At 71.9% G+C, this 21,375-nt stretch carries 18 protein-coding genes; 5 read left to right on the top strand and 13 right to left on the bottom strand.

Annotated elements, in window-relative coordinates:
- Positions 1–7: 7 nt before the first annotated feature.
- Genes ACZ5CW_RS34025 through ureA form a run of 3 tightly spaced genes read right to left on the bottom strand, consistent with a single transcriptional unit; the run spans position 8 to position 3,521 of the window.
- The gene (locus tag ACZ5CW_RS34025; protein WP_468608306.1) at positions 8–1,048 is read right to left on the bottom strand and encodes an agmatine deiminase family protein; all 1,041 of its coding nucleotides are present in this window, start codon (positions 1,046–1,048) and stop codon (positions 8–10) included.
- Between the two features lie 41 nt (positions 1,049–1,089).
- Entirely contained in the window at positions 1,090–2,814 is a 1,725-nt protein-coding gene (locus ACZ5CW_RS34020; protein ID WP_468608304.1) for an urease subunit alpha, read from the bottom strand.
- A complete protein-coding gene (gene ureA / locus ACZ5CW_RS34015; protein ID WP_468608302.1) occupies positions 2,811–3,521 on the bottom strand; it encodes an urease subunit gamma in 711 nt (236 codons plus the stop codon). Before ureA ends, ACZ5CW_RS34020 begins: the two co-directional genes overlap by 4 nt.
- Positions 3,522–3,665: 144 nt before the next feature.
- Between ureA and ACZ5CW_RS34010 the strand changes: the two genes are divergently transcribed.
- Positions 3,666–5,108, top strand: a complete 1,443-nt coding sequence (locus ACZ5CW_RS34010) for a cytosine permease (protein ID WP_468608300.1) — start codon at positions 3,666–3,668, stop codon at positions 5,106–5,108.
- Here the strand turns inward: ACZ5CW_RS34010 and ACZ5CW_RS34005 are convergent.
- The 4 genes from ACZ5CW_RS34005 to ACZ5CW_RS33990 all read right to left on the bottom strand — a co-directional run bounded on the left by ACZ5CW_RS34005 (position 5,105) and on the right by ACZ5CW_RS33990 (position 8,854).
- Positions 5,105–6,193 (bottom strand): branched-chain amino acid aminotransferase, encoded by a 1,089-nt coding sequence (locus tag ACZ5CW_RS34005; RefSeq protein ID WP_468608298.1) that lies wholly within the window; start codon positions 6,191–6,193, stop codon positions 5,105–5,107. The two genes, ACZ5CW_RS34010 and ACZ5CW_RS34005, sit on opposite strands and share 4 nt — an antisense overlap.
- A gap of 242 nt (positions 6,194–6,435) precedes the next feature.
- Entirely contained in the window at positions 6,436–7,479 is a 1,044-nt protein-coding gene (locus ACZ5CW_RS34000) for a 3-isopropylmalate dehydrogenase (RefSeq protein ID WP_468608296.1), read from the bottom strand.
- Positions 7,480–7,562: 83 nt separating this feature from the next.
- Positions 7,563–7,694, bottom strand: coding sequence for a hypothetical protein (locus ACZ5CW_RS33995; protein ID WP_294004210.1), 132 nt, complete (start codon positions 7,692–7,694; stop codon positions 7,563–7,565).
- Positions 7,695–7,948: 254 nt separating this feature from the next.
- Positions 7,949–8,854 (bottom strand): LysR family transcriptional regulator, encoded by a 906-nt coding sequence (locus ACZ5CW_RS33990; protein WP_468608293.1) that lies wholly within the window; start codon positions 8,852–8,854, stop codon positions 7,949–7,951.
- A 103-nt stretch (positions 8,855–8,957) separates the two neighbouring features.
- Between ACZ5CW_RS33990 and ACZ5CW_RS33985 the strand changes: the two genes are divergently transcribed.
- The gene (locus tag ACZ5CW_RS33985) at positions 8,958–9,950 is read left to right on the top strand and encodes a zinc-binding dehydrogenase (RefSeq protein ID WP_468608291.1); all 993 of its coding nucleotides are present in this window, start codon (positions 8,958–8,960) and stop codon (positions 9,948–9,950) included.
- A gap of 7 nt (positions 9,951–9,957) precedes the next feature.
- Here ACZ5CW_RS33985 and ACZ5CW_RS33980 read toward each other — a convergent pair whose 3' ends face one another.
- Positions 9,958–10,497: a GNAT family protein gene (locus ACZ5CW_RS33980; RefSeq protein ID WP_468608289.1), complete on the bottom strand. Its 540-nt coding sequence runs from the start codon at positions 10,495–10,497 to the stop codon at positions 9,958–9,960.
- Between the two features lie 84 nt (positions 10,498–10,581).
- Here ACZ5CW_RS33980 and ACZ5CW_RS33975 point away from each other — a divergent pair, with 84 nt between their 5' ends.
- Positions 10,582–11,460: an alpha/beta fold hydrolase gene (locus tag ACZ5CW_RS33975; protein ID WP_468608287.1), complete on the top strand. Its 879-nt coding sequence runs from the start codon at positions 10,582–10,584 to the stop codon at positions 11,458–11,460.
- A gap of 72 nt (positions 11,461–11,532) precedes the next feature.
- Here the strand turns inward: ACZ5CW_RS33975 and pruA are convergent, their stop codons facing one another.
- Together pruA and ACZ5CW_RS33965 are read right to left on the bottom strand one after the other, a co-directional pair.
- Positions 11,533–13,164 carry an L-glutamate gamma-semialdehyde dehydrogenase gene (pruA, locus tag ACZ5CW_RS33970; RefSeq protein WP_468608285.1) on the bottom strand — a complete coding sequence of 544 codons (1,632 nt, stop codon included), beginning with the start codon at positions 13,162–13,164 and terminating at the stop codon, positions 11,533–11,535.
- A 39-nt stretch (positions 13,165–13,203) separates the two neighbouring features.
- A complete protein-coding gene (locus tag ACZ5CW_RS33965) occupies positions 13,204–14,130 on the bottom strand; it encodes a proline dehydrogenase family protein (protein ID WP_468608283.1) in 927 nt (308 codons plus the stop codon).
- A gap of 163 nt (positions 14,131–14,293) precedes the next feature.
- Between ACZ5CW_RS33965 and ACZ5CW_RS33960 the strand changes: the two genes are divergently transcribed.
- Entirely contained in the window at positions 14,294–15,574 is a 1,281-nt protein-coding gene (locus ACZ5CW_RS33960) for a PucR family transcriptional regulator (protein ID WP_468608281.1), read from the top strand.
- 19 nt (positions 15,575–15,593) lie between these two features.
- On the opposite strand, the gene ACZ5CW_RS33955 is transcribed toward ACZ5CW_RS33960, so the two are convergent.
- Positions 15,594–17,168, bottom strand: coding sequence for an FAD-dependent monooxygenase (locus tag ACZ5CW_RS33955; protein ID WP_468608279.1), 1,575 nt, complete (start codon positions 17,166–17,168; stop codon positions 15,594–15,596).
- Positions 17,169–17,314: 146 nt separating this feature from the next.
- A complete protein-coding gene (locus tag ACZ5CW_RS33950) occupies positions 17,315–17,893 on the bottom strand; it encodes a TetR/AcrR family transcriptional regulator (RefSeq protein ID WP_468608277.1) in 579 nt (192 codons plus the stop codon).
- A 98-nt stretch (positions 17,894–17,991) separates the two neighbouring features.
- On the opposite strand from ACZ5CW_RS33950, the gene ACZ5CW_RS33945 reads away from it, so the two are divergent.
- Positions 17,992–19,518: an MFS transporter gene (locus tag ACZ5CW_RS33945; RefSeq protein ID WP_468608275.1), complete on the top strand. Its 1,527-nt coding sequence runs from the start codon at positions 17,992–17,994 to the stop codon at positions 19,516–19,518.
- Positions 19,519–19,588: 70 nt separating this feature from the next.
- Here the strand turns inward: ACZ5CW_RS33945 and serA are convergent, their stop codons facing one another.
- Positions 19,589–21,178, bottom strand: a complete 1,590-nt coding sequence (gene serA / locus ACZ5CW_RS33940) for a phosphoglycerate dehydrogenase (RefSeq protein WP_468608273.1) — start codon at positions 21,176–21,178, stop codon at positions 19,589–19,591.
- Positions 21,179–21,375: the final 197 nt, after the last annotated feature.

The raw sequence follows: 21,375 nt of genomic DNA, 5'->3' as shown, positions 1-21,375 counted from the left end.
TCTGCGCTCATGCCTTGGGCTGCTGCTGGGTGATGCAGTGGATGCCGCCCCCACCCGCGAAGATCGTACGTGCATCCACCAGAGTCACCGTCCGCTCGGGGAAGAGCCGGCGGAAGATCCCGGCGGCGATCTCGTCACGGGGGTCGTCGAAGCCGCACAGCACGAGGCCGCCGTTGCATATGTAGTGGTTGATGTAGGAGTAGTCGGCCCAGTGGCCGTCGGCCTCCAGCACGGTCGGGGCGGGCACCTCGACGACCTCCAGGGCGCGGCCGCGCGCGTCGGTCGCCGACTTCAGCAGGCCGATGACCTCCTTGGAGACCTCGTGGTCGGGGTGGGCCGGGTCCGGCTGGTGGTGCGCGACCACGACTCCGGGGCGGGCGAAGGCGGCGACGATGTCGACGTGGCCGAGGGTGCCGAAGCCGTAGGGCGGGTAGTCGCCGGTCAGGCCGCGCGGCAGCCAGATCGCCTTGCTGGTGCCGAGGTGGGCGTGGATCTCGGCCTCGACCTCCTCCTTCGACCAGTGCGGGTTGCGCTCGGGGCCGAGCTGCACGGTCTCGGTGAGCAGGACGGTGCCCTCGCCGTCGACGTGGATCGCGCCGCCCTCGTTGACCAGCTTCGAGGCGTACGTCTTCGCGCCCGCGAGGTCGGAGACGTGACCGGCGATCTTCGCGTCGTGCTCCCAGCGGGCCCAGCCCTGGGCGCCCCAGCCGTTGAACGTCCAGTCCACGGCGGCCAGCCGGCCCTTCCCGTCGGTGAGGAAGGTGGGGCCGATGTCGCGCATCCACGCGTCGTCCAGCTCCCGCTCGACGGTGTCGACGCCGGGGCCGAGCAGTGCCTGGGCCTTCGCCGACTGGTCGGGACCGCACACGACCGTCACCGGCTCGAAACGGAGGACGGCGCGGGCCACCGAGGCCCAGGCGATGCGGGCGAGGCGGAGGTCGTCCGGGTCGTCGAAGGTGGGGTTGGGGCCCGGCCACGCCATCCAGGTGCGCTCGTGCGGGGTCCACTCGGCGGGCATGCGGAAGCCGTCGGCGGCGGGAGTGGTCATCTGTCGGGGTCCTTGGGTCAGCGGGGCGCTCTGGCCGGGGGTCACAGGAAGTAGAGGCGGTTGAGGGAGACGGAGTCGGCGGGCTCGGAGCTGAGCGGGTCGCCGTCGAGGGTGACCAGGCCAGTGCGCTGGTCGACGTCGACCGCTCCGACACGGGCGTTCAGCCGCAGGTCGGCGGGGCCGATGCCGCGGGTGCCGCGGACGGCGACCCGCCGGCGACGGGTCGGCATCGTGTCGTTGCCCTGGTCGACGGCGGCCCGGGCGACGAAGGCGACCGAGATGTCCGCGGCGGTGGCCCCGTACGAGCCGAACTGGGGCCCGAGCACGAGGGGTTCGCAGGTGTCGGTGGCCGCGTTGGGGTCGCCGACCACGCCGTACGCCGGGAAGCCGGCCTTGAGGACGAGCTGCGGCTTGGCGCCGAAGTACTCCGGGCGCCACAGCACGATGTCGGCGAGCTTGCCGGCCTCGATCGAGCCGACCTCGTGGGAGAGGCCGTGCGCGATGGCCGGGTTGATGGTCAGCTTGGCCATGTAGCGCAGCACGCGGGCGTTGTCGTCGCCCTCCCCGTCGCCCTCCATCGGGCCCAGCTCGGCCTTCATCTTGCCGGCCATGGCGAAGGTGCGGCGGACCGTCTCACCGGCGCGGCCCATGCCCTGGGCGTCGGAGGAGGTGATGCCGATCGCGCCCAGGTCGTGCAGCACGTCCTCGGCGCCCATCGTGCCGGCGCGGATGCGGTCGCGGGCCATGGCCGCGTCACCGGGCAGGTCGGTCTTCAGGTCGTGGACGGAGACGATCATGCCGTAGTGCTCGGCGACCGCGTCCCGGCCGAAGGGCAGGGTCGGGTTGGTGGAGGAGCCGATGACGTTCGGGACACCGGCCATCTTCAGCACGTTGGGCACGTGCCCGCCGCCGCAGCCCTCGATGTGGAAGGCGTGGATCGTGCGGCCCTCGAGGACCCGCAGGGTGTCATCGACCGACAGGCACTCGTTCAGCCCGTCGCTGTGCAGGGCCACCTGGACGTCGTGCTCCTCGGCGACACGCAGGGCGGTGTCCAGCGCGCGGGTGTGGGCGCCCATGTCCTCGTGCACCTTGAAGCCGGAGGCACCGCCCTCGGCGAGCGCCTCGATCAGGGGCGCGTCGGAGGAGGACGAACCGCGGCCGAGGAAGCCGATGTTGACCGGCCAGGCGTCGAAGGCGTTGAAGGCGTGGCGCAGCGCCCAGGGGGAGTTGACGCCGACGCCCCACACCGGGCCGAACTCCTGCCCGATGATCGTCGTGACGCCGGAGGCGAGGGAGGCCTCCATGATGCGCGGCGACAGCAGGTGGACATGGGTGTCGACGGCTCCGGCGGTGGCGATCAGCCCCTCGCCGGAGACGATGGAGGTGCCGGTGCCGACGACGACGTCCACCCCGTCGAGGGTGTCCGGGTTTCCCGCCCGTCCGATCGCGCAGATACGGCCCTCACGGATGCCGATGGAGACCTTTCTGATCCCCTGGACCGCGTCGATCACGACGACGTTGCTGATCACGACGTCACAGGTCTCGCGGACGGCGGCGGCCTTGAGGTGCAGTCCGTCGCGGGCGGTCTTGCCGAAGCCGGCCAGGAACTCGTCGCCGTAGCGCTGGGAGTCGGACTCGACGCGGACGGTGAGGCCGCAGTCGCCGAGGCGGACGCGGTCGCCGGCGCGCGGGCCGTGGGTGGCCGCGTAGGCGTGCGGGTCGACGTGGATCGCCCGGCTGACCTCGCGTCCCTTCGAGCGGCTCATCGTTCCTCGCCTCCTTCCGGCGCACCTGCCGGTGCGACTCCGAGATATCCGCAGGCCGCCGCCCGTCGCAGGGCCTCCTCCTTCGCGCCGGGCGCGTCCAGCGGCCCGTCGACCAGTCCGGCGAAGCCGATCGCGATCCGCTCGCCGCCGATCGGGACCAGCCCGACCTCCTCGCTCTCGCCCGGCCCGAAGCGGACGGAGGACCCGGCCGGTACGGCGAGCCGCAGGCCGTAGGCCGCGGAGCGGTCGAAGTCGAGCCGCGGGTTGGCCTCGAAGAAGTGGAAGTGGGAGGTGACGGAGACCGGCACGGTCGCGGTGTTGGTGACGCGGAGCCGGACGACCGGCTCGGGGTCGGCGTGTCCGGGGCCGGGCAGCAGCGCGCCGGGGGCGTCCGCGCCCAGGCCGCCACCGATGGGGCCGGAGACCACCGCGAGCCGGGAGCCGTCGTCGAAGACGGCCTCGACCATCACCTCGGTGACGACGTCGGCGACGCCCGGCAGCACGTCCTCGGGACCGAGCACCGACCGGGCCGCCTCGATGGCCTCGGCGAGCCGCTTGCCGTCCCGGGCGGCCTCGCAGACGGTGTCCGCGATCAGCGCGGTCGCCTCCGGCACGTTCAGCCGCAGCCCGCGGGCGCGGCGGGCCCGGGCCAGCTCGGCGGCTCCGAAGAGCAGCAGCCGGTCACGTTCCGTGGGGGTCAGTCTCACGACGCGGCACCTCCTTACCTTCCATCGATTAGAACATCACTCTAAACGCAATGTTGGTGAAACAGAAGCATTGACCGACGGCCGCCGTTCACGTCACATTGAACGCTGCTCAAACTCAAAGGCGGCCGTCGAAGGAGACCAGCCATGCCGATAGAACAGCGCGGGGTCGACACCATCCCGGACGAGGAACGGACCAGCGGTCCGCGCGACCTCGTCTCGATCCTGCTCGGCTCCAACCTCTGCCTCGGAGTGATCATCTTCGGCTGGCTGCCGCCGTCGTTCGGGCTCGGCTGGTGGGCGTCGGTCAGCGCCGTCGTCGCGGGCACCGTGGTCGGCACCCTGTTCACCGCCCCGCTCGCACTGGTCTCCCTGCGCACGGCGACCAACCTGTCCACGTCCTCCGGCGCCCAGTTCGGGGTGCGGGGCCGGCTGGTCGGCTCGGTGGTGGGCTTGCTGCTGGCCCTCGGCTACACCGCGCTGACGGTGTGGATCGGCGGGGACGTGATGCTGAGCGTCCTCGGCCGGCTCTTCGGAGTGCCGGCGGACGGGGTGTCGTACGCCCTCGTCTACGCCGTGCTCGCCGCGGCGACCGTCGCGGGCGCGGTCTACGGCTACCGGGTGCTGCTCGCCATGTCCCGGGTGCTGGCCGTCGGCATGACGGCCCTGCTGGCCCTCGGCATCCTCGCCTACGCGCCGCACTTCACCACCTCGGCGCTGCCGGACGCGGGCGGCTACCTGCTGGGTTCCTTCTGGCCGACCTGGTTCCTCGCGGCGGTCGCGGCGGGCCTGTCCGGCCCCATCGCGTTCATCACCCTGCTCGGCGACTACACCCGCTACATCTCCCCCGCCCGCCACTGCGGCCGCCGCGTCCTGCACGCCACCTGGCTCGGCCTGATCCTCGGCCTGCTGGTCCCCCAGCTCTTCGGCACCTTCACGGCGTACGCGGCCCACGCGGCCACCGACTACGCGGGCCCGCTGGTCGCAGCCTCCCCCGCCTGGTACCTGGTCCCGCTGCTGCTGGCCGCCTCCGCCGGCTCGGTCGGCAACGCGGGCCTGATGCTGTACTCCATGGGCCTGGACCTGGACGCGATCCTGCCCCGGGCCTCGCGCGCCCGCGCGACCTCCACGGTCGCCGTCGTCGCCACGGCCTGCGTCTTCGCCGGCCACTACGCCTGGGACGCGCAGTCCGCGATGACGTCGTTCGTCCTGCTCCTCACCGCCATCGGCACCCCGTGGGCGGTCATCACCCTCATCGGCTTCGTCCGCTGCCGCGGCGCGTACGACGCCGACGCCCTGCAGGTCTTCAACCGCCGCTCGCGGGGCGGGATCTACTGGTACCGGGCCGGCTGGAACGTACCGGCGACCGTGTCCTGGGCGCTGGGCGCCGGGGTCGGTCTGCTCGCCGTGTCCCTGCCGTCGTACGAGGGTCCGCTGCTGGCGCTGACCGGCGGCGTGGACTGCAGCTTCCTGCTGTCCGGGGCGGTCGGCGGGGTGGTCTATCTGCTGCTGACGGCCGCCCCGGAACGCGGCAGGGCCGCCACGGAAGCGGAGTCCGGGGCGGCCCTGAGCGTGTCGGCCGAGCGTTAGCCCAGCTTGCGCATCCAGCCGTGCTTGTCCTCGGCGGTGCCGCGCTGGATGTCGAGGAGGGCCCGGCGGAGGCGGAGCGTGACCTCGCCGGGCTCTTGGCCGCTCTGCTGCCACTCGGCGCCGGACCGCTTGACCGTGCCGACCGGGGTGATCACGGCCGCGGTGCCGCAGGCGAAGACCTCGGTGAGGGTGCCGTTCTCGGTGTCGCGCTGCCACTGGTCCACGGAGACCCGGCCCTCCTCGGACTCGTAGCCGAGGTCGCGGGCGACGGCCAGCAGGGAGTCACGGGTGACGCCCTCCAGGATCGACCCGGTCAGGGTGGGCGTGATGATCTTGTTGCCGTACACGAAGTACAGGTTCATGCCGCCCAGTTCCTCGACCCACTGGTGCTCCACGGCGTCGAGGTAGCAGACCTGGTCGCAGCCCTTGGCCGCGGCCTCGGCCTGGGCGAGCAGGGAGGCGGCGTAGTTGCCGCCGGTCTTCGCGTCGCCCATGCCGCCGGGGACGGCGCGGACACGGTCCTCGGAGACCCAGATGGAGACCGGCTTCACGCCGCCCGGGAAGTAGGCGCCGGCCGGGGAGGCGATGACGATGAACAGGTACTCGTTGGCCGGCTTGACGCCGAGGCCGACCTCGGTGCCGATCATGAACGGGCGCAGGTAGAGGGACTCCTCGCCGCCGTGCGCGGGCACCCAGTCCACGTCCTGCTGCACCAGGGCGTCGCAGGCCTCGATGAACGTCTCGACCGGCAGCTCCGGCATGGCGAGGCGGCGGGCGGAGCGCTGGAAGCGCTTGGCGTTCTGGTCGGGGCGGAAGGTGGCGACCGAACCGTCGGGCTGGCGGTAGGCCTTCAGGCCCTCGAAGATCTCCTGGGCGTAGTGCAGGACGTTGGTGGCCGGGTCGAGGGGGATCGGCGCGTACGGAACGAGCTGACCGTCGTGCCAGCCGCGGCCCTCGGTCCACCTGATCGTCACCATGTGGTCGGTGAAGTGGCGGCCGAATCCGGGGTTGGCCAGGATCGCCTCGCGCTCCGCGGCGGCCAGAGGGTGGGCGGACGGCTTGAGCTCGATCGTGGGCGTCGTCATGAGTGGTTGTCCTTCACCGGTTGTAGTGACGGGCCGCGCTCACGCCCATACTGCCAGTCGTCAGTGCTAGGACGTCCGAGCTTTCCCTCATACCGCGGCTCCGCGTTCGATTATCGCGCGCGGGGCCGTGGCGGACGGAATCGGGGTGAGAGCGGCCCAGGGGTCGATGGTGGCACCCGGCGGGGACACGGGGAAGCCGCCGGGTGCGGTGACCCGGCGGCTGGTGGTGGTGGAGCGCCGGGTCAGCCGGCTACTCGGGCGGCGAGCGCGTCGCCGATCTGCCCGGTGCTGCGGGTGCCGAGCGCGGAACGCTCGGTCAGGTCGGCGGCGACCGCCGCGTCGATCGCGTCGGCCTCGGTGTCGTAGCCGAGGTGACGCAGCAGCAGGGCGACGGACAGAACCGTGGCGGTGGGGTCGGCCTTGCCCTGGCCGGCGATGTCCGGGGCCGAGCCGTGGACCGGCTCGAACATGGACGGGAACTCACCGCCGGGGTTGATGTTGCCGGAGGCGGCCACGCCGATACCACCGGAGACGGCCGCGGCGAGGTCGGTGATGATGTCGCCGAAGAGGTTGTCGGTGACGATCACGTCGAACCGCTCGGGCTGCGTGACCAGGTAGATGGTCGCCGCGTCCACGTGCATGTACTCGGTGGTGACGTCGGGGTACTCCGCGGCCACCTTGTTGAAGACATCGGTCCACAGGTGACCCGCGAAGGCGAGCACGTTGTTCTTGTGGATCAGCGCCAGCTTCTTGCGCGGGCGGGCCTGGGCACGCGCGAAGGCGTCGCGGACCACGCGCTCGACGCCGAAGGCCGTGTTCACGGAGACCTCGGTGGCGACCTCGTGCTCGGTGCCCTTGCGGATGGTGCCTCCGTTGCCGGTGTACGGGCCCTCGGTGCCCTCGCGGACGACGACGAAGTCGATCTCCGGCTGGCCCGCCAGCGGGGTGGCGACACCCGGCAGCAGCTTCGACGGACGCAGGTTGACGTGGTGGTCGAAGGCGAAGCGGAGCTTGAGCAGGAAGCCCCGCTCCAGGACGCCGGACGGCACCGACGGGTCGCCGATCGCGCCGAGCAGGATGGCGTCGTGCCGCTTGAGCGCGTCGAGGTCGGCGTCGGTGAGGGTCTCACCGGTGGCGTGGTACCGCCTGGCGCCGAAGTCGTACTCCTTGGTCTCCAGCTTCACATCCTGCGGCAGGACGGCGGAGAGGACCTTGAGACCCTCGGCCACGACTTCCTGACCGATGCCGTCACCGGGGATCACTGCGAGATTGATGCTGCGAGACATGCGGGCACCCTACTCCTCGTCCCAGGGAATGACATGCCTTGTCCGCCATACGGACAGGACGTGTGGCGCCCGGGCGGTGCGCCTCAGTGGCCGGTCTCGCCGCCGTTGTCCCGGCGGTCGAGGGCACGCTGGAGGGCGGCGGCGGCGTTCTTGCGGTCGGAGTCGCTCGTGCGGGACACGTGGCGGACTCGGCGGCGGACGGTCGTCTCGGCCATGGAAATCGACTCCTTCGGCAAACGGGGAGTGCGGCATGTGGGGAGATGGGAGACTCCCCCTGCCTCGAGGGCGTGGGGGGACCCGCGGAAGAGGCGGGGAGCGTCGGCCGCAGGGGTTGCCTGCACGGGGCCCGGCTCACGACCGCCATTCGCCGGATCTGGCGAGACGTTCGACTCCTACAAAACTAAAGGCGCCGGCCGTTCCTGTCTGCACAATTACTCGGACTTCCTACTATCTGAGACGGCGGACCGACTCACACCGCCCTGAGCTGGTCTTTCGTGCGTTCGGGGAGAGTCCGTCCGAGGGAGCGCAGGGTCCGGATCAGAGCCCGTACGGAGGTGGTGGCGGCCAGCTCCGGGGTGGTGACGTAGCCGACGGAGCGGGAGGGGCGCCCGGCTCCGAGGTCGGTGATCTCCACCGAGGGCGGGGCACCGGTGAGGGAGAGCGCGGGCATGATCGCCATACCGAGACCGCTGCCCACCATGGACAGCACCGCTCCGTCGTCCTCGGCGTTGACGGTCGCGGCCGGGATCCAGTCCTGGGCACCCCACCAGTCGCGGGTGTAGGAGCCGCAGTTCTCCATCCAGTCGACGAGCGGGAGGGTGCGCGGCGCCGGGTGCCCGGCCGGATGCACCAGGGAGTACGGCTCCTCCAGCAGCACATCGCCGACCAGCCCGGCCGCGAGGGGCCCGCCGAAGGTGGCGATGCCCAGGTCGGCCCGCCCGGCGGCGACCTCGCCCGCGGTACCGGCGCCCAGTTCCCGCACCACGGTGACGGTCACCTCGATGCCGGGGTGCAGGGCGGTGAGCCGCTCCAGGGCGGGCGGCAGCAGATGCAGGGCAGCGCTGCGGAACGCGGCGACCCGCAACGGTCCGGTGATCTCGCCGGTGCCGGCGGCCCGGACGTCGGCGGCCATGCCCTGAAGCATCCGCAGCACCCGCCGCGCATGGGCCGCCGCGCGCTCCCCCGCGACGGTGGGCCGGGCGCCGAACCGGCCGCGCTCGAACAGCACGACGCCCAGCTTGCGCTCGATGCCGCGCACGGCGTGGGAGACCGCGGACTGGGTGGCCCCGAGCACCGCGGCCGCGGCGGAGAACCCGCCCTCGTCGGCCACGGCGACCAGGGTTCTCAGCTCCTGCGGGGTGAGGTCTGCTGTCACTCGGGGCTCCCACCTGCGTATATGAGGCCGTTTCATGGATCTGTGCGCTCCATGAGCGCAACCCCCTGCCCGCCCCCGGCATTCCTCCCTAGCGTCCTGCCCCATGACCGAGACCGCGCTCACCGTGCAGCAGACCGCCCGCCCCACCGGCTTCCCCACGCCGGACCACTTCCGCTTCGCCGAGTCCCCCGTCCCCGAACCGGCCCCCGGCACGGCGATCGTGGAGAACCTCTACTGGTCCGTGGACCCGTATCACCGCGAGATGATGGACGGCGGCTTCGAGCTGAACGCCCCGCTCGAGGGGCGCACGCTCGGCCGGGTCACCGCCTCGCGCACACCGGAACTGTCCGAGGGCGAGATCGTCTTCCACCGGCAGGGCTGGCGCACCCACGCCGTGGTCCGCCCCGAGGAGGTCCGGCGGATCCCCCACCACCCGGGCGTCCCGCTGCCGGCCCATCTGAGCGTGCTGGGCGGCACCGGCCTCACCGCCTACATCGCGCTCACCCGGATCGCCCGGCTGCGTGCGGGTGAGGACCTGTTCGTGTCCGGCGCGGCCGGCGGGGTCGGCACGGCGGCCGGCCGCTTCGCCCGGCTGCTGGGCGCGGGCCGCCTGATCGGCAGCGCGGGCACACCCGGGAAGGCCGCCTTCCTCACGGGCCAGGTGGGTTACGACGCGGCCTTCGACTACCACGCCGGCCCGGTGGGCGACCTCCTCGCCCGGTCCGCCCCCGACGGCATCGACGTCTTCCTCGACAACGTCGGCGGGGAACACCTGGGCGCGGCGATCGGCGCGCTGCGCGTGCGGGGCCGGGTGGTGCGGATCGGCACGATCAGCCAGTACAACACCCCCGACGCCCCGCCGGTCGTCTTCGACCACGCCGCCGTCGTGGAGAAGAGCCTGCGGATCGAGGGCTTCCTGGTGAGCGACTACCGGGACGCGCAGGAGGAGTTGTACGACTTCGCCGTGCCGCACCTGCGCAGCGGGGCGCTGGCGGCGGACGAGACGGTGGTCGACGGGTTCGAGCGGATCGTGGAGGCGTTCCTGCTGATGCTGCGCGGCGGCAACACGGGCAAGATCCTGGTCCGCGCGACCTGACACCACATCAGACGACGTCGCCGTCCCGCCAGTCGAAGACCAGCTCGTGGGCGGGGTCGAGGGGGCCGGCGAGCGCGGGCCACACATGGATGCCCCCCTCCTCCTCCGGCAGACGCACGATCCCGTCCGGGGAGAGGGCGTGCACCTGACCGCTCCACCGCCGCCAGCCGCGGGCGGCGTACAGCAGGGCGCCCTCGTCGCCGGCGGACAGCGCGCCGAAGTCGTAGGCCCGGTCGATCACCCGCTCCAGCTCGGCCATGACCCGCCCGCCGAGCCCGGTCCGCCGTACGTCGGCGCGCACGGCGACGGCTTCCGTGTAGCCGGTGCGCAGCCAGCGTCCGCGGTGCCGGACGCGGCGCATCACGACGGACCCGTGGGCCGCGAGCCCGGCGCCGTCCCGCAGGAGCACATGCATCCCGCCGAGTGCGTGCTCCCAGTCCTCGTCGGAGAGGTCCCCGTCGAACGCGTCGTCCAACAGGGCGCGGAGGGCGCGAAGTTCGTCGGTTCCGAGGTCGGCGGTGTGGGCGAGACGGAGGTGGAGGGTCATGCCACCAGTGTCGCACCCCCTCCCCTCCCTCTAACCCTTTAAAAGCACTTGACCGGTTAGGCAGGTGCGTGCTGGACTGCGTGCATGCCTACGCACCAGGTCCATCACCGCACCCTGACCGTCCGCGGCCACGACGTGTACTACCGCGAGGCCGGCCCCGCCGACGCCCCGGTCCTGCTGCTCCTGCACGGCTTTCCGAGCAGCTCGCACATGTTCCGCGACCTGATCCCGCTGCTCGCCGACCGGTACCGGGTGATCGCCCCGGACCACATCGGCTTCGGCCGCTCGGCGACGCCGGGCGCCTCCGAGTTCCCGTACACCTTCGACGAACTGGCGGCCGTCACCGACGAGTTCACCCAGCTGCTGCGGCTGGAGCGGTACGCCCTGTACATCCAGGACTACGGCGCCCCGATCGGCCTGCGTCTCGCCCTCGCCCATCCCGACCGGGTCACCGCGATCGTCACGCAGAACGGCAACGCCTACGAGGAGGGGCTCGGCGCCGAGGCCTGGGCACCGGTGCTGGCGCTGATCGAGAAGCGGACGCCGCAGACCGAGGCGGCGGTGCGGGAGATCTACACGCCGGACGGCATCGCGTGGCAGTACCTGCACGGCGTGCCGGACCCGACCCTCGTCAGTCCGGACGCCTACGAGCACGACGCCGCCCGGCTCGCCCGCCCCGGCCAGGCGGAGATCCAGCTCGACCTGATCTCCGACTACGGCGCCAACCTCGCGCTGTACCCGGCGTTCCACGCGTACTTCCGCGACAGCGGTGTCCCGCTGCTGGCGGTGTGGGGCGCGCACGACGAGATCTTCGTGCCGGAGGGCGCGCTGGCCTTCCGCCGGGACCTCCCGCAGGCCGAGATCCACCTGCTGCCCACCGGTCACTTCGCCCTGGAGACGCACGCGGACCAGATCGCCGGACTCATGCGGGACTTCCTCGACCGGCGCCTGCCGACCCCCTGAGCCACATGGGAACGGGCCGGGAAGCCTGCTCGATGGTCAGGCTTCCCGGCCCGTGCTCACGGGGGCTGTGGATCAGCCCATGTGCGGGTACGCGTAGTCGGTCGGCGCGACCAGGGTCTCCTTGATGGCGCGGGTCAGCGTCCAGCGCAGGAGGTTCTGGGGGGCACCGGCCTTGTCGTTGGTGCCGGAGGCGCGGCCGCCGCCGAAGGGCTGCTGGCCGACGACGGCGCCGGTCGACTTGTCGTTGATGTAGAAGTTACCCGCGGCGAAGCGGAGCTTCTCCATCGTGTACGCGGCCGCGGCACGGTCGTTGGAGATGACCGCGCCGGTCAGGGCGTAGTCGGAGACCGACTCCATCTGCTCCAGCATCTCGTCGTACTTGTCGTCCTCGTAGACGTAGACGCCGAGGACCGGACCGAAGTACTCGGTGCGGAAGACTTCGTTCTCCGGGTCGGTGGACTCGATGACCGTCGGGCGGACGAAGTAGCCGACCGAGTCGTCGTAGCTGCCGCCCGCGACGATCGTGCAGGTCGGGTCCTCCTTGGCGCGGTCGATGGCGGCCTTGTTCTTGGCGAAGGCACGGTCGTCGATCACGGCGCCGATGAAGTTCGACAGGTCGGTGACGTCACCCATGGTGAGGTAGTCGACCTCGGCGGCGAACTCCTCCTTGAAGCCCGAGTTCCAGATGGAGGCCGGGATGTAGGCGCGGGAGGTGGCGCTGCACTTCTGGCCCTGGTACTCGAAGGCACCGCGGGTCAGGGCGGTCTTCAGCACCGCGCGGTCGGCGCTCGGGTGGGCGACCAGGAAGTCCTTGCCACCGGTCTCGCCGACCAGCCGCGGGTAGGCGCGGTACTTCTCGATGTTGTTGCCGACCGTCTTCCACAGGTACTGGAAGGTCTTGGTCGAACCGGTGAAGTGGATGCCCGCGAGGTCGCGGTGCTCCAGCGCGACCTCGGAGACCTCGATGCCGTCGCCGGTGACGAGGTTGATGACGCCCTTGGGCAGGCCCGCCTCCTCCAGCAGCTGCATGAGGAGGACGGCCGCGTGGGTCTGGGTCGGGGACGGCTTCCAGACGACGACGTTGCCCATCAGGGCCGGGGCCGTCGGCAGGTTGGCCGCGATCGCGCTGAAGTTGAACGGCGTGATCGCGTAGACGAAGCCCTCCAGCGGGCGGTGGTCGAGGCGGTTCCAGACGCCCGGGGAGTTCGCCGGGGGCTGCTCGGCGAGGATCTGGCGGGCGTAGTGGACGTTGAAGCGCCAGAAGTCGACCAGCTCACAGGGGCTGTCGATCTCCGCCTGCTGGGCGGTCTTCGACTGGCCGAGCATGGTGGAGGCGGCGATCGTCTCGCGCCACGGGCCGGACAGCAGCTCGGCGGCGCGCAGGATGATCGCGGCGCGGTCGTCGAACGACATCGCACGCCAGGCCGGCGCGGCGGCGAGCGCCGCGTCGATGGCCTCCTGCGCGTCCTGCCGGGTGGCGTTGCGCAGGGTGCCGAGGACGGCCTTGTGGTTGTGCGGCTGGACCACCTGGAACGGCGCGCCGCCGCCCATCCGCTTCTCACCGCCGATGGTCATCGGCAGGTCGATCGGGTTCTCGGCCAGCTCCTTGAGCTTGACCTCCAGGCGGGCGCGCTCGGGCGAGCCGGGGGCGTAGCCGTGCACCGGCTCGTTGACCGGGGTGGGGACCTGGGTCACAGCGTCCATGAGATCCGTAACTCCTTGTACGTGAGCGGGTGTTCGGGCTCAGCCCTTGCTGACCATCGAGCGGAGGAAGAAGCGCAGGTTCGCCGGCTTCTCCGCCAGACGGCGCATGAAGTAGCCGTACCAGTCGGTTCCGTAGGCGGTGTAGACGCGCATGCGGTGGCCCTCGGCGGCCAGCCGCAGGTGCTCGTCGCCGCGGATGCCGTACAGCATCTGGAACTCGTACTCGTCCAGTTTGCGCCCGGCCTGGTGGGCCAGCTCCTGGGCGATCGAGATCAGGCGCGGGTCGTGGGACCCGATCATCGGGTAGCCCTCGCCCTCCATCAGCGTCTTCAGGATGCGCACGTAGGCCTTGTCGATCTCGTGCTTCTGCTGGTAGGCGACCTCGGCGGGCTCCTTGTAGGCACCCTTGACGAGGCGCACACGGCTGCCGGCCGCGGCGAGGCGGCGGGCGTCGGCCTCGGTGCGGAAGAGGTAGGCCTGGATGACGCAGCCGGTCTGCGGGAAGTCCTTCCGCAGCTCCTCGTGGATGGCGAACATCGAGTCCAGCGTGGTGTGGTCCTCGGCGTCCAGGGTGACCGTCGTACCGATGGCGGCGGCGGCCTCGACCACCGGACGGACGTTCGCGAGCGCCAGCTCGTGGCCGTTCTCGAGCGCCTGCCCGAACATGGACAGCTTGACCGACATCTCGACCTTCTCGCCGAGGCCCAGGACCTCGAGGCGGTCGATCAGCGCCAGGTAGGCGTCCCGGGCGGCGGTGGCCTGCTCGGGGGTGGTGATGTCCTCGCCGACGACGTCCATCGTCAGCTCCAGGCCCCTGGCCGTCAGGTCCTCGATGATCGGGACGATGTCGGCCACGGTCTCGCCGGGTATGAAGCGGTCGACGACCTGCTTGGTCACCGGGGCCGCCGAGATCAGGCGACGCATCCGGTCGCTGCGCGACGCGGCGAGAATCACGGGACCCAGCACGGGGCACCTCCACAGACAAGCACCAAAGCGGCCGTCATCCGACGATTCGGGTACGGCACGGAGAACCACCGTGAAACCTAAGGATCTCTCCGATCGTCAGCCATCGACAGCTGTCACGCATCCGTGCCCGGGATCTCAGACAGATGTATGAAGGCGGCGAGAAATGCGGGAGAATGCCCGAGTGACGGCGGCCTACAAGGGTGACTACCAGGAGCTGGTGGACGAGATCTCGGAGCTGCTGGGCGTTCCGGCGACCCTGGAGAACCGCGACTTCGAGCTGATCGCCTTCGGCGCGTACGACAGCGAGGACGAGCTGGACCCCTCCGCGCTGGACCCGGTGCGCACCCGCTCGATCCTGACCCGGCGTTCCACGGCGACCGTCCGGGCCTGGTTCGAGGGCTTCGGCATCACGCGCGCGACCGGGCCGGTGCGGATTCCCTCCAGCCCGGAGGCCGGGGTCTATCGCGGCCGTATCTGCCTGCCGGTACGCCATCGGGGTGTCGTCCTCGGCTATGTCTGGCTGCTGGACGGCGACCCGGGCCCGACGGACCCCCAGCTGGCCGCCGCCATGCGGGTGGCGGACCGGATCGGCGCACTGCTCGCGGACGAGGCGGAGGCCGGGGCCGGGCTGACCCGCGAACTGCGGGCGGTGCTCACCGCGGAAGGCGGCTGGCAGCGGGACATGGCGGTGGCCGAACTGCGCACCGCCCTCGGTCCTCGGGCGGAGGGCCCGCACACCCTGGTCTGCCTCGCCCCCTGGCCGTCCACCGACCCCGACGACGTCCCCTCTCCGCGTACGGTCCCGCACGCGACGGCACTGTGCACGCTGCCGTGGGGCGCGACGGGCCTGAGCCTCGCGGTCCTGGTACGGCTGCGCAGCACGGACGTGGTGACACCGGCGCTGACGGCGGCCGCGCGGCTGCTGAAGGACGCCGAGGGGGCGGGGGGAGCGAAGGCGCGGGGAACCGGGGCGCGCACGGCCGCCGCCGTGGCGAAGAGGCCCGGCGGGACCGCCGGGGCCGGTGGGGGCGCCGGGTTCGCCGCCGGGGTCGGCGAACCGCGCACCGGTCTCGCCGAGCTGGGCACGGTCTGGCAGGAGGCGCTGGCCGCCGCGCGCGCCGCGCTGGCCGAGCCGCGGTTCGGCCCGGTCGCGGAGTGGGCGCGCATCGGCCCGTACCGGCTGCTGACCACGCTGCCCCCGCAGTCCGCGCACGATCCCGTGGTCGGCCCGCTGCTCTCCCCCGTCCACCGGGAGCTGGCCCGCACCGCCGAGGTCTACCTCGACTGCGCCGGGCAGGCCGGCCGCACCGCCGCCGAGCTGGGCATCCACCGGCAGACGCTGTACTACCGCCTCTCCCGGGTGGAGCAGCTGACCGGGCTCGACCTGGACGACGGGGAGGACCGGCTGCTGCTGCACATGGCGTTGAAGCGGGCGCGGCTGTAGCCGCCCCGGCGGACCGCTGTCAGCCGGGCGCCGGGCGGGTGATCGCGGCGAGGGCGTGGCGGAGGGCGGCCTCGCCCGGCGGGCGGTCGGGCCAGCGGGCGCCGATGTGTCCGTCGGGCCGGACGAGCAGCACCCCGTGCGGGCCGAGGCCGCAGCGGCCGGCGTGCTCGGCGGGAAGTGCCTCGACGCGTACGGGCCAGGGTGCGAAGCGGTGCCGCGCCCAGTGGCCGGGGTCCGGGGTGAGCAGCGCGAACCACTCGCCGCAGGCGTCGAGGGTGGACCGGTCGCCGGTGAGCCAGAGGTGGGGCATGCGGTGGCCCGGCTCCGCGCGGGGGACGTACTCCGTCCCGGTGCCGGCCGGCTCGGGCGGGGCTCCGTCGCCGTCGCCGTCGAGGACCGCGGCGGAGCGGTAGGTGACGCCGAGTACGAGGCCGAGTTGCGCGAAGTACCGCTCCGACCAGGGCAGTTCGATCCGGGCCGGCGCCGCTTCGCCGGTTCGCAGCTGGTCGAGGCGCTGGTTCTGCACCCGCATCATGAGATGGGTGTTGTCCACCGCCTGGCGCAGGGTTTGGTGGGCGACGGGGAGGCGTTCCGTCTCGTAGGTGGCCGGCAGGCCCGGTCCGGCCCACCCGTGCAGGACCCCGGCCAGCTTCCAGCACAGGTTGTGCACGTCGGCGACGCCGGCGTTCATGCCCAGGCCCCCGATGATGGGGACCGCGTGCGCGGCGTCGCCGGCCAGCAGGATCCGGCCGTGCCGGAGACGTTCGGCGACGAACGCGTTCATCGTCCAGTGCTGGACCCGCAGCACGTCGGCCGCGACGCCGGCGCCGGGGCCGAGGGCGCGGGCGACGACGCCGGGCCAGTCGGCGCCTTCGGGGTCCTCGGGTGTCGGACCGAACCAGGCCCAGCCGCCCTCGGGATAGAGCGGGGCGAAGGAGCCGTGCGCGGTGATGTAGACCCCGGCGGGCCGGCGGGCGCACCAGCGGCCGAGATCTGCGTCGAACACGACGGTGGTGAGGGCCGCCAGCGCGCCCGGGCCGGTGGTGCCGATGCCCAGCAGCCGCCGGACGGTGGAGTTCGCGCCGTCGGCGGCGAGTACGTAGCGGGCCCGGACGCGGGCCTCGTCACCGCTTCGACGGTCGACGAGCGAGGCCAGGACGCCATCGGCCTCTTCGGTCAGGCCGACGAGTTCGACGCCGAAGCGCACCGGTGCGTCCGCCGCGCCGAGCAGGGTGGGTTCCAGCCGGTCCTGCGAGGTGACCACCCCGGTCACGGGGCTCTCGGGTACCGGTGCTTCGACGCCGACCATGCCCGCCGTGGCGAAGTCGCGGTCGTACAGGGTGTCCCGGAAGCGGATACGGCCGTACTGCGGCGGGAACGCGCGGGCCGCGATCGCGCCGGCGAGCCCGAGCCGCCGGAAGATCTCCATCGAGCGCACGTTGACCAGCCGGGACCGCGGGAAGGGCGACAGCTCGACGTGCTTCTCGACCAGCTGCGTGGGCACGCCCCAGCGCTCCAGCAGCGCTCTGGCGGTGAGCCCGACCGGCCCGCCGCCGACGATCAGCACCGCCGTCTCGGATTCCGCTACGGGCATCTCGACCACGACTCCGGGAGGGAGGTCCGGCACATGGGGTCAAATCTTCCCCACCCCCCGGAAAGCCGCAAACCGCGCACCGCGTCCGACATCCGGCATCCCGCATCCGGCGCCCCGCGTCCGGCACGGTCGGCCGGGCAGGTCCCTCACGTCCGGGTGGCGGCCTCGATGACCTGGCGCAGGCCCTCGGTGAGCGCCTCCCCGTCGGCAGCGGTCTTCGGGTCGAAGGTCCACTGTGCGATGAGTCCGGTCATCAGCGTGAGGTAGAACCGGCCGAGAGTGTCCGCGGTCTCGTCGGAGACCTCCTCCTCCGGCACGCCCATGAGCAGCGCGACCAGACCGCGTCCGCCCTCGCGCTGGGCGCGGGAGAGGTGCTCGCGCAGCTCGGGGAGGTCGATGGTCATGGCCTCCACGCTGAGCCGCCAGACCGAGCCGCCCCCCCGCATGGACTCGACGATGTTCGACCACACCCACCGGAACCGCTCCAGCGAGCCGGGCGCACCCTCGACCGCCTCGATCCCGGCGCCCTCGAAGCCGTCGGACATGGTCTCCACCAGCGCGACGTAGGCCTGGGCGAGCAGGGCGTCCTTCGAGCCGTAGTGATAGCCGATCGAGGCCAGGTTGGTCCCCGACTCCTTCACGACGTCCCGCGCGGTGGTCCGCGCGAAACCCTTCTCGAGCAGGCAGCGCTTGGCGCCTTCCAGCAGATCCTCACGGTGTCCCATGCCGTTCACCCTACCCCCCGATCCATACATCCGTCCTAGACGCATGACCTATACAAGCGTTCTAGACAAGCGTTTAAGACGCGCGTACATTCCTCGGCATGACGAACTCGACGAGCACCACCACGACCCCGGCCGCCCAGCGCGCCGGCCGCCGCGAATGGACCGCACTGGGCGTGCTGATGCTCCCGCTGCTGCTGGTCTCGATGGACGTCTCGGTCCTGTACTTCGCGGCACCCGCGATCAGCGCGGATCTGCGGCCGAGCGGCACCCAGCAGCTGTGGATCTTCGACATCTACGGCTTCGTCCTGGCCGGCCTGCTGATGACGATGGGCTCGCTCGGCGACCGCATCGGCCGCCGCAGGCTCCTGCTGGCGGGCGCCGCCGCCTTCAGCGCAGCCTCGGTCCTCGCGGCCTACGCGAACAGCGCCGAGACCCTGATCGCGGCCCGCGCGATCCTCGGGATCGGCGGGGCGACGCTGATGCCGTCGACCATGGCCCTGCTGCGCACGATGTTCACCGACCCCGCCGAGCGGGCGAAGGCGATCGGCCTGTGGTCCGGCGTGATGACCGGCGGCATCGCGCTCGGCTCGGTGATGAGCGGCATCCTCGTCGAGCACTTCTGGTGGGGCTCGGTCTTCCTGGTCAATCTGCCGGCGATGGCCCTGCTGCTGGTCCTGGGTCCGGTCCTGCTTCCGGAGTCGAGGAACCCGAACCCCGGCCGCTTCGACTGGCCGAGCGTCCCGCTGTCGATGGCCGCCGTGCTTCCGGTGATCTACGGCCTGAAGGAGATCCCCTCCGAGGGCTGGCACCCGCAGTACGTCGTCTCGGTGACGGTCGGTCTGCTGTTCGCGGCGCTCTTCGTCCACCGGCAGCGCACCGCCGCCTCACCGCTGATCCCGCCGGCCCTGCTGCGGGGCCACGGCTTCACCCCGGCGCTGGTCCTGACCCTGGTCTCGGCGTTCGGCATGATGGGTTCGGCGATCTTCACCACGCAGTACCTGCAGTCGGTCCTCGGCAAGAGTCCACTCTCGGCCGCGCTGTGGAGCCTGCTCCCGTCGGTGCTGATCGGCGTCGCGGGGCCGGTCACCGGAACGCTCGTCGCCCGTGGCGCCAACCGCGGCTACGTCGTCGCCACCGGCTTCGCCGTCTCGGCCGCCGGATACGCACTGCTCGCCTTCACCGGCACCGACTCCCTGTGGCTGGTGCTGGCGGCGGCCGGTGTCCTCGCCTCCGGGGTGGTCATGGTGATGTCCCAGCTGACCGACCTGGCCATGAGCACGGCCCCGGTGGAGCGGGCGGGCACGGCCTCCTCCCTCCTGGAGACCGGCACCGAGTTCGGCGGCGCCCTCGGCATGGCGGTCCTGGGCTCCATCGGTACGGCGGTCTACCGCCACGAGATGCCGGCCGCGGCCCCGGCGGAAGCCCGCGAGACCCTCGGCGGCGCGCTCGCCACGGCCGCCCGGCTGCCCGGCCGTACCGGCGAGTCCCTGCTCGCCACGGCCCGCGAGGCGTTCACGACCGGGATGCACGGGGCGGCGATCGCCGGAGCGGTGCTGCTGACAGTGGCGGCGCTGGGCGCGGCGGTGACGCTGCGGCGGATCGAGGTAGGGGAGGGCGAGAAGTAGGCCGCCGACGACGAACGCCGGACGGGCCGAGGTTCTTCCTCGGCCCGCCCGGCGTTCTCGCGCGGACGCGTCAGACCAGGTTCACGGAGCGGGCGGACGTCGCCCCGATCTCCGCCGCCAGCTCGGCCAGGACACCGGCGGCCACCGTGTCGTCCACGGTCAGCACCGCCAGCGCCTCGCCGCCCGCCCTCGCGCGAGCGACCTGCATGCCGGCGATGTTGATGCCCGCCTCGCCGAGGATGCGGCCGACGGTGCCCACGACACCCGGACGGTCCTCGTAGCGCAGGACGACCATGTGGTCGGCGAGCGCGAGGTCGACGTCGTAGTCGCCGACCGCGACGATCTTCTGGACGTGCTTGGGGCCGGCCAGCGTGCCGGAGACCGACACCTCCTCGCCGGTGCCCAGCGTGCCGCGCACGGTCACCACGTTGCGGTGGTCGCCCGACTCGGAGCTGGTGGTCAGGCGGACCTCGACCCCACGCTCCTGCGCGAACAGCGGGGCGTTGACGTACGACACCGTCTCGTCGACGACGTCCTCGAAGACACCCTTGAGCGCGGACAGCTCCAGCACCTTCACGTCGTGCTGGGTGATCTCGCCGTAGACCTCGACGTCGAGGCGGACCGCGACCTCACCGGCGAGCGCGGTGAAGATGCGGCCGAGGCGCTCGGCGAGCGGCAGACCGGGCTTGACGTCCTCGGCGATGACACCGCCCTGGACGTTCACCGCGTCCGGCACCAGCTCGCCGGCGAGGGCGAGGCGGACGGACTTGGCGACCGCGATGCCCGCCTTCTCCTGGGCCTCGTCGGTGGACGCGCCGAGGTGCGGGGTGCACACGACCTGGTCCAGCTCGAACAGCGGGGAGTCGGTGCAGGGCTCCTTGGCGTACACGTCGAGGCCGGCGCCGGCGACCCGGCCCTCCTTCAGCGCCGCGTACAGCGCGGCCTCGTCCACGATGCCGCCGCGGGCCGCGTTGACGATGCGCACGCTCGGCTTGACCTTGCGCAGCGCCTCGTCACCGATGAGGCCGAGGGTCTCGGGGGTCTTGGGCAGGTGGACGGTGATGAAGTCGGAGACCTCGAGCAGCTCGTCCAGGGACAGCACCTTGACGCCCATCTGCGCGGCCCGCGCGGGCTGCACGTAGGGGTCGTAGGCGACGACCTTCATGCCGAAGGCGGACATGCGCTGCGCGACGAGGGCACCGATGCGGCCGAGACCCACGACGCCCAGCGTCTTCTCGGCCAGCTCCACGCCCGTGTACTTGCTGCGCTTCCACTCGCCGTTCTTCAGCGCGGCGTTGGCCTGCGGGATGTTGCGCGCGGTGGCGAGGAGCAGACCGCAGGCCAGTTCGGCGGCGGTCACGATGTTGGAGGTCGGGGCGTTGACGACCATCACGCCGGCCTTGGTGGCGGCGGAGACGTCGACGTTGTCGAGGCCGACACCGGCTCGCGCGACGACCTTGAGCTTCTTCGCCGCGGCGACGGCCTCGGCGTCGACCTTGGTGGCGGAACGGATCAGGATCGCGTCGACGTCGGCGATGGCGGGGAGCAGTTCGGCTCGGTCGGCTCCGTTGGCGTGCCGGATCTCGAAGTCCGGGCCGAGCGCGTCGACGGTCGCGGGCGACAGCTCTTCAGCGATGAGTACGACGGGTTTCGAGCTCACGTGAGTCCTCACAAGTCCAATGCGGACGGCCGTCCCGACGGCCGCAGGCGGTGGAGGGGCTAGCCGCGGAAGACGCACGACGCTGTGGGCCTGACGCGTGTTGTGCAGCAGTGTAGTGGCGTGGCGGTGGTCGTAATGCGCCTCTACGGAAGGATCACCCGTCCGGGGCTGGACGGGGTGGACAACAGGGGCCGGGG

The sequence above is a fragment of the Streptomyces sp. NPDC031379 genome (assembly GCF_055569615.1).
The sequence above is the reverse complement of the archived record's forward strand: the minus strand, read 5'-3'. Positions and strand labels throughout refer to the sequence as shown.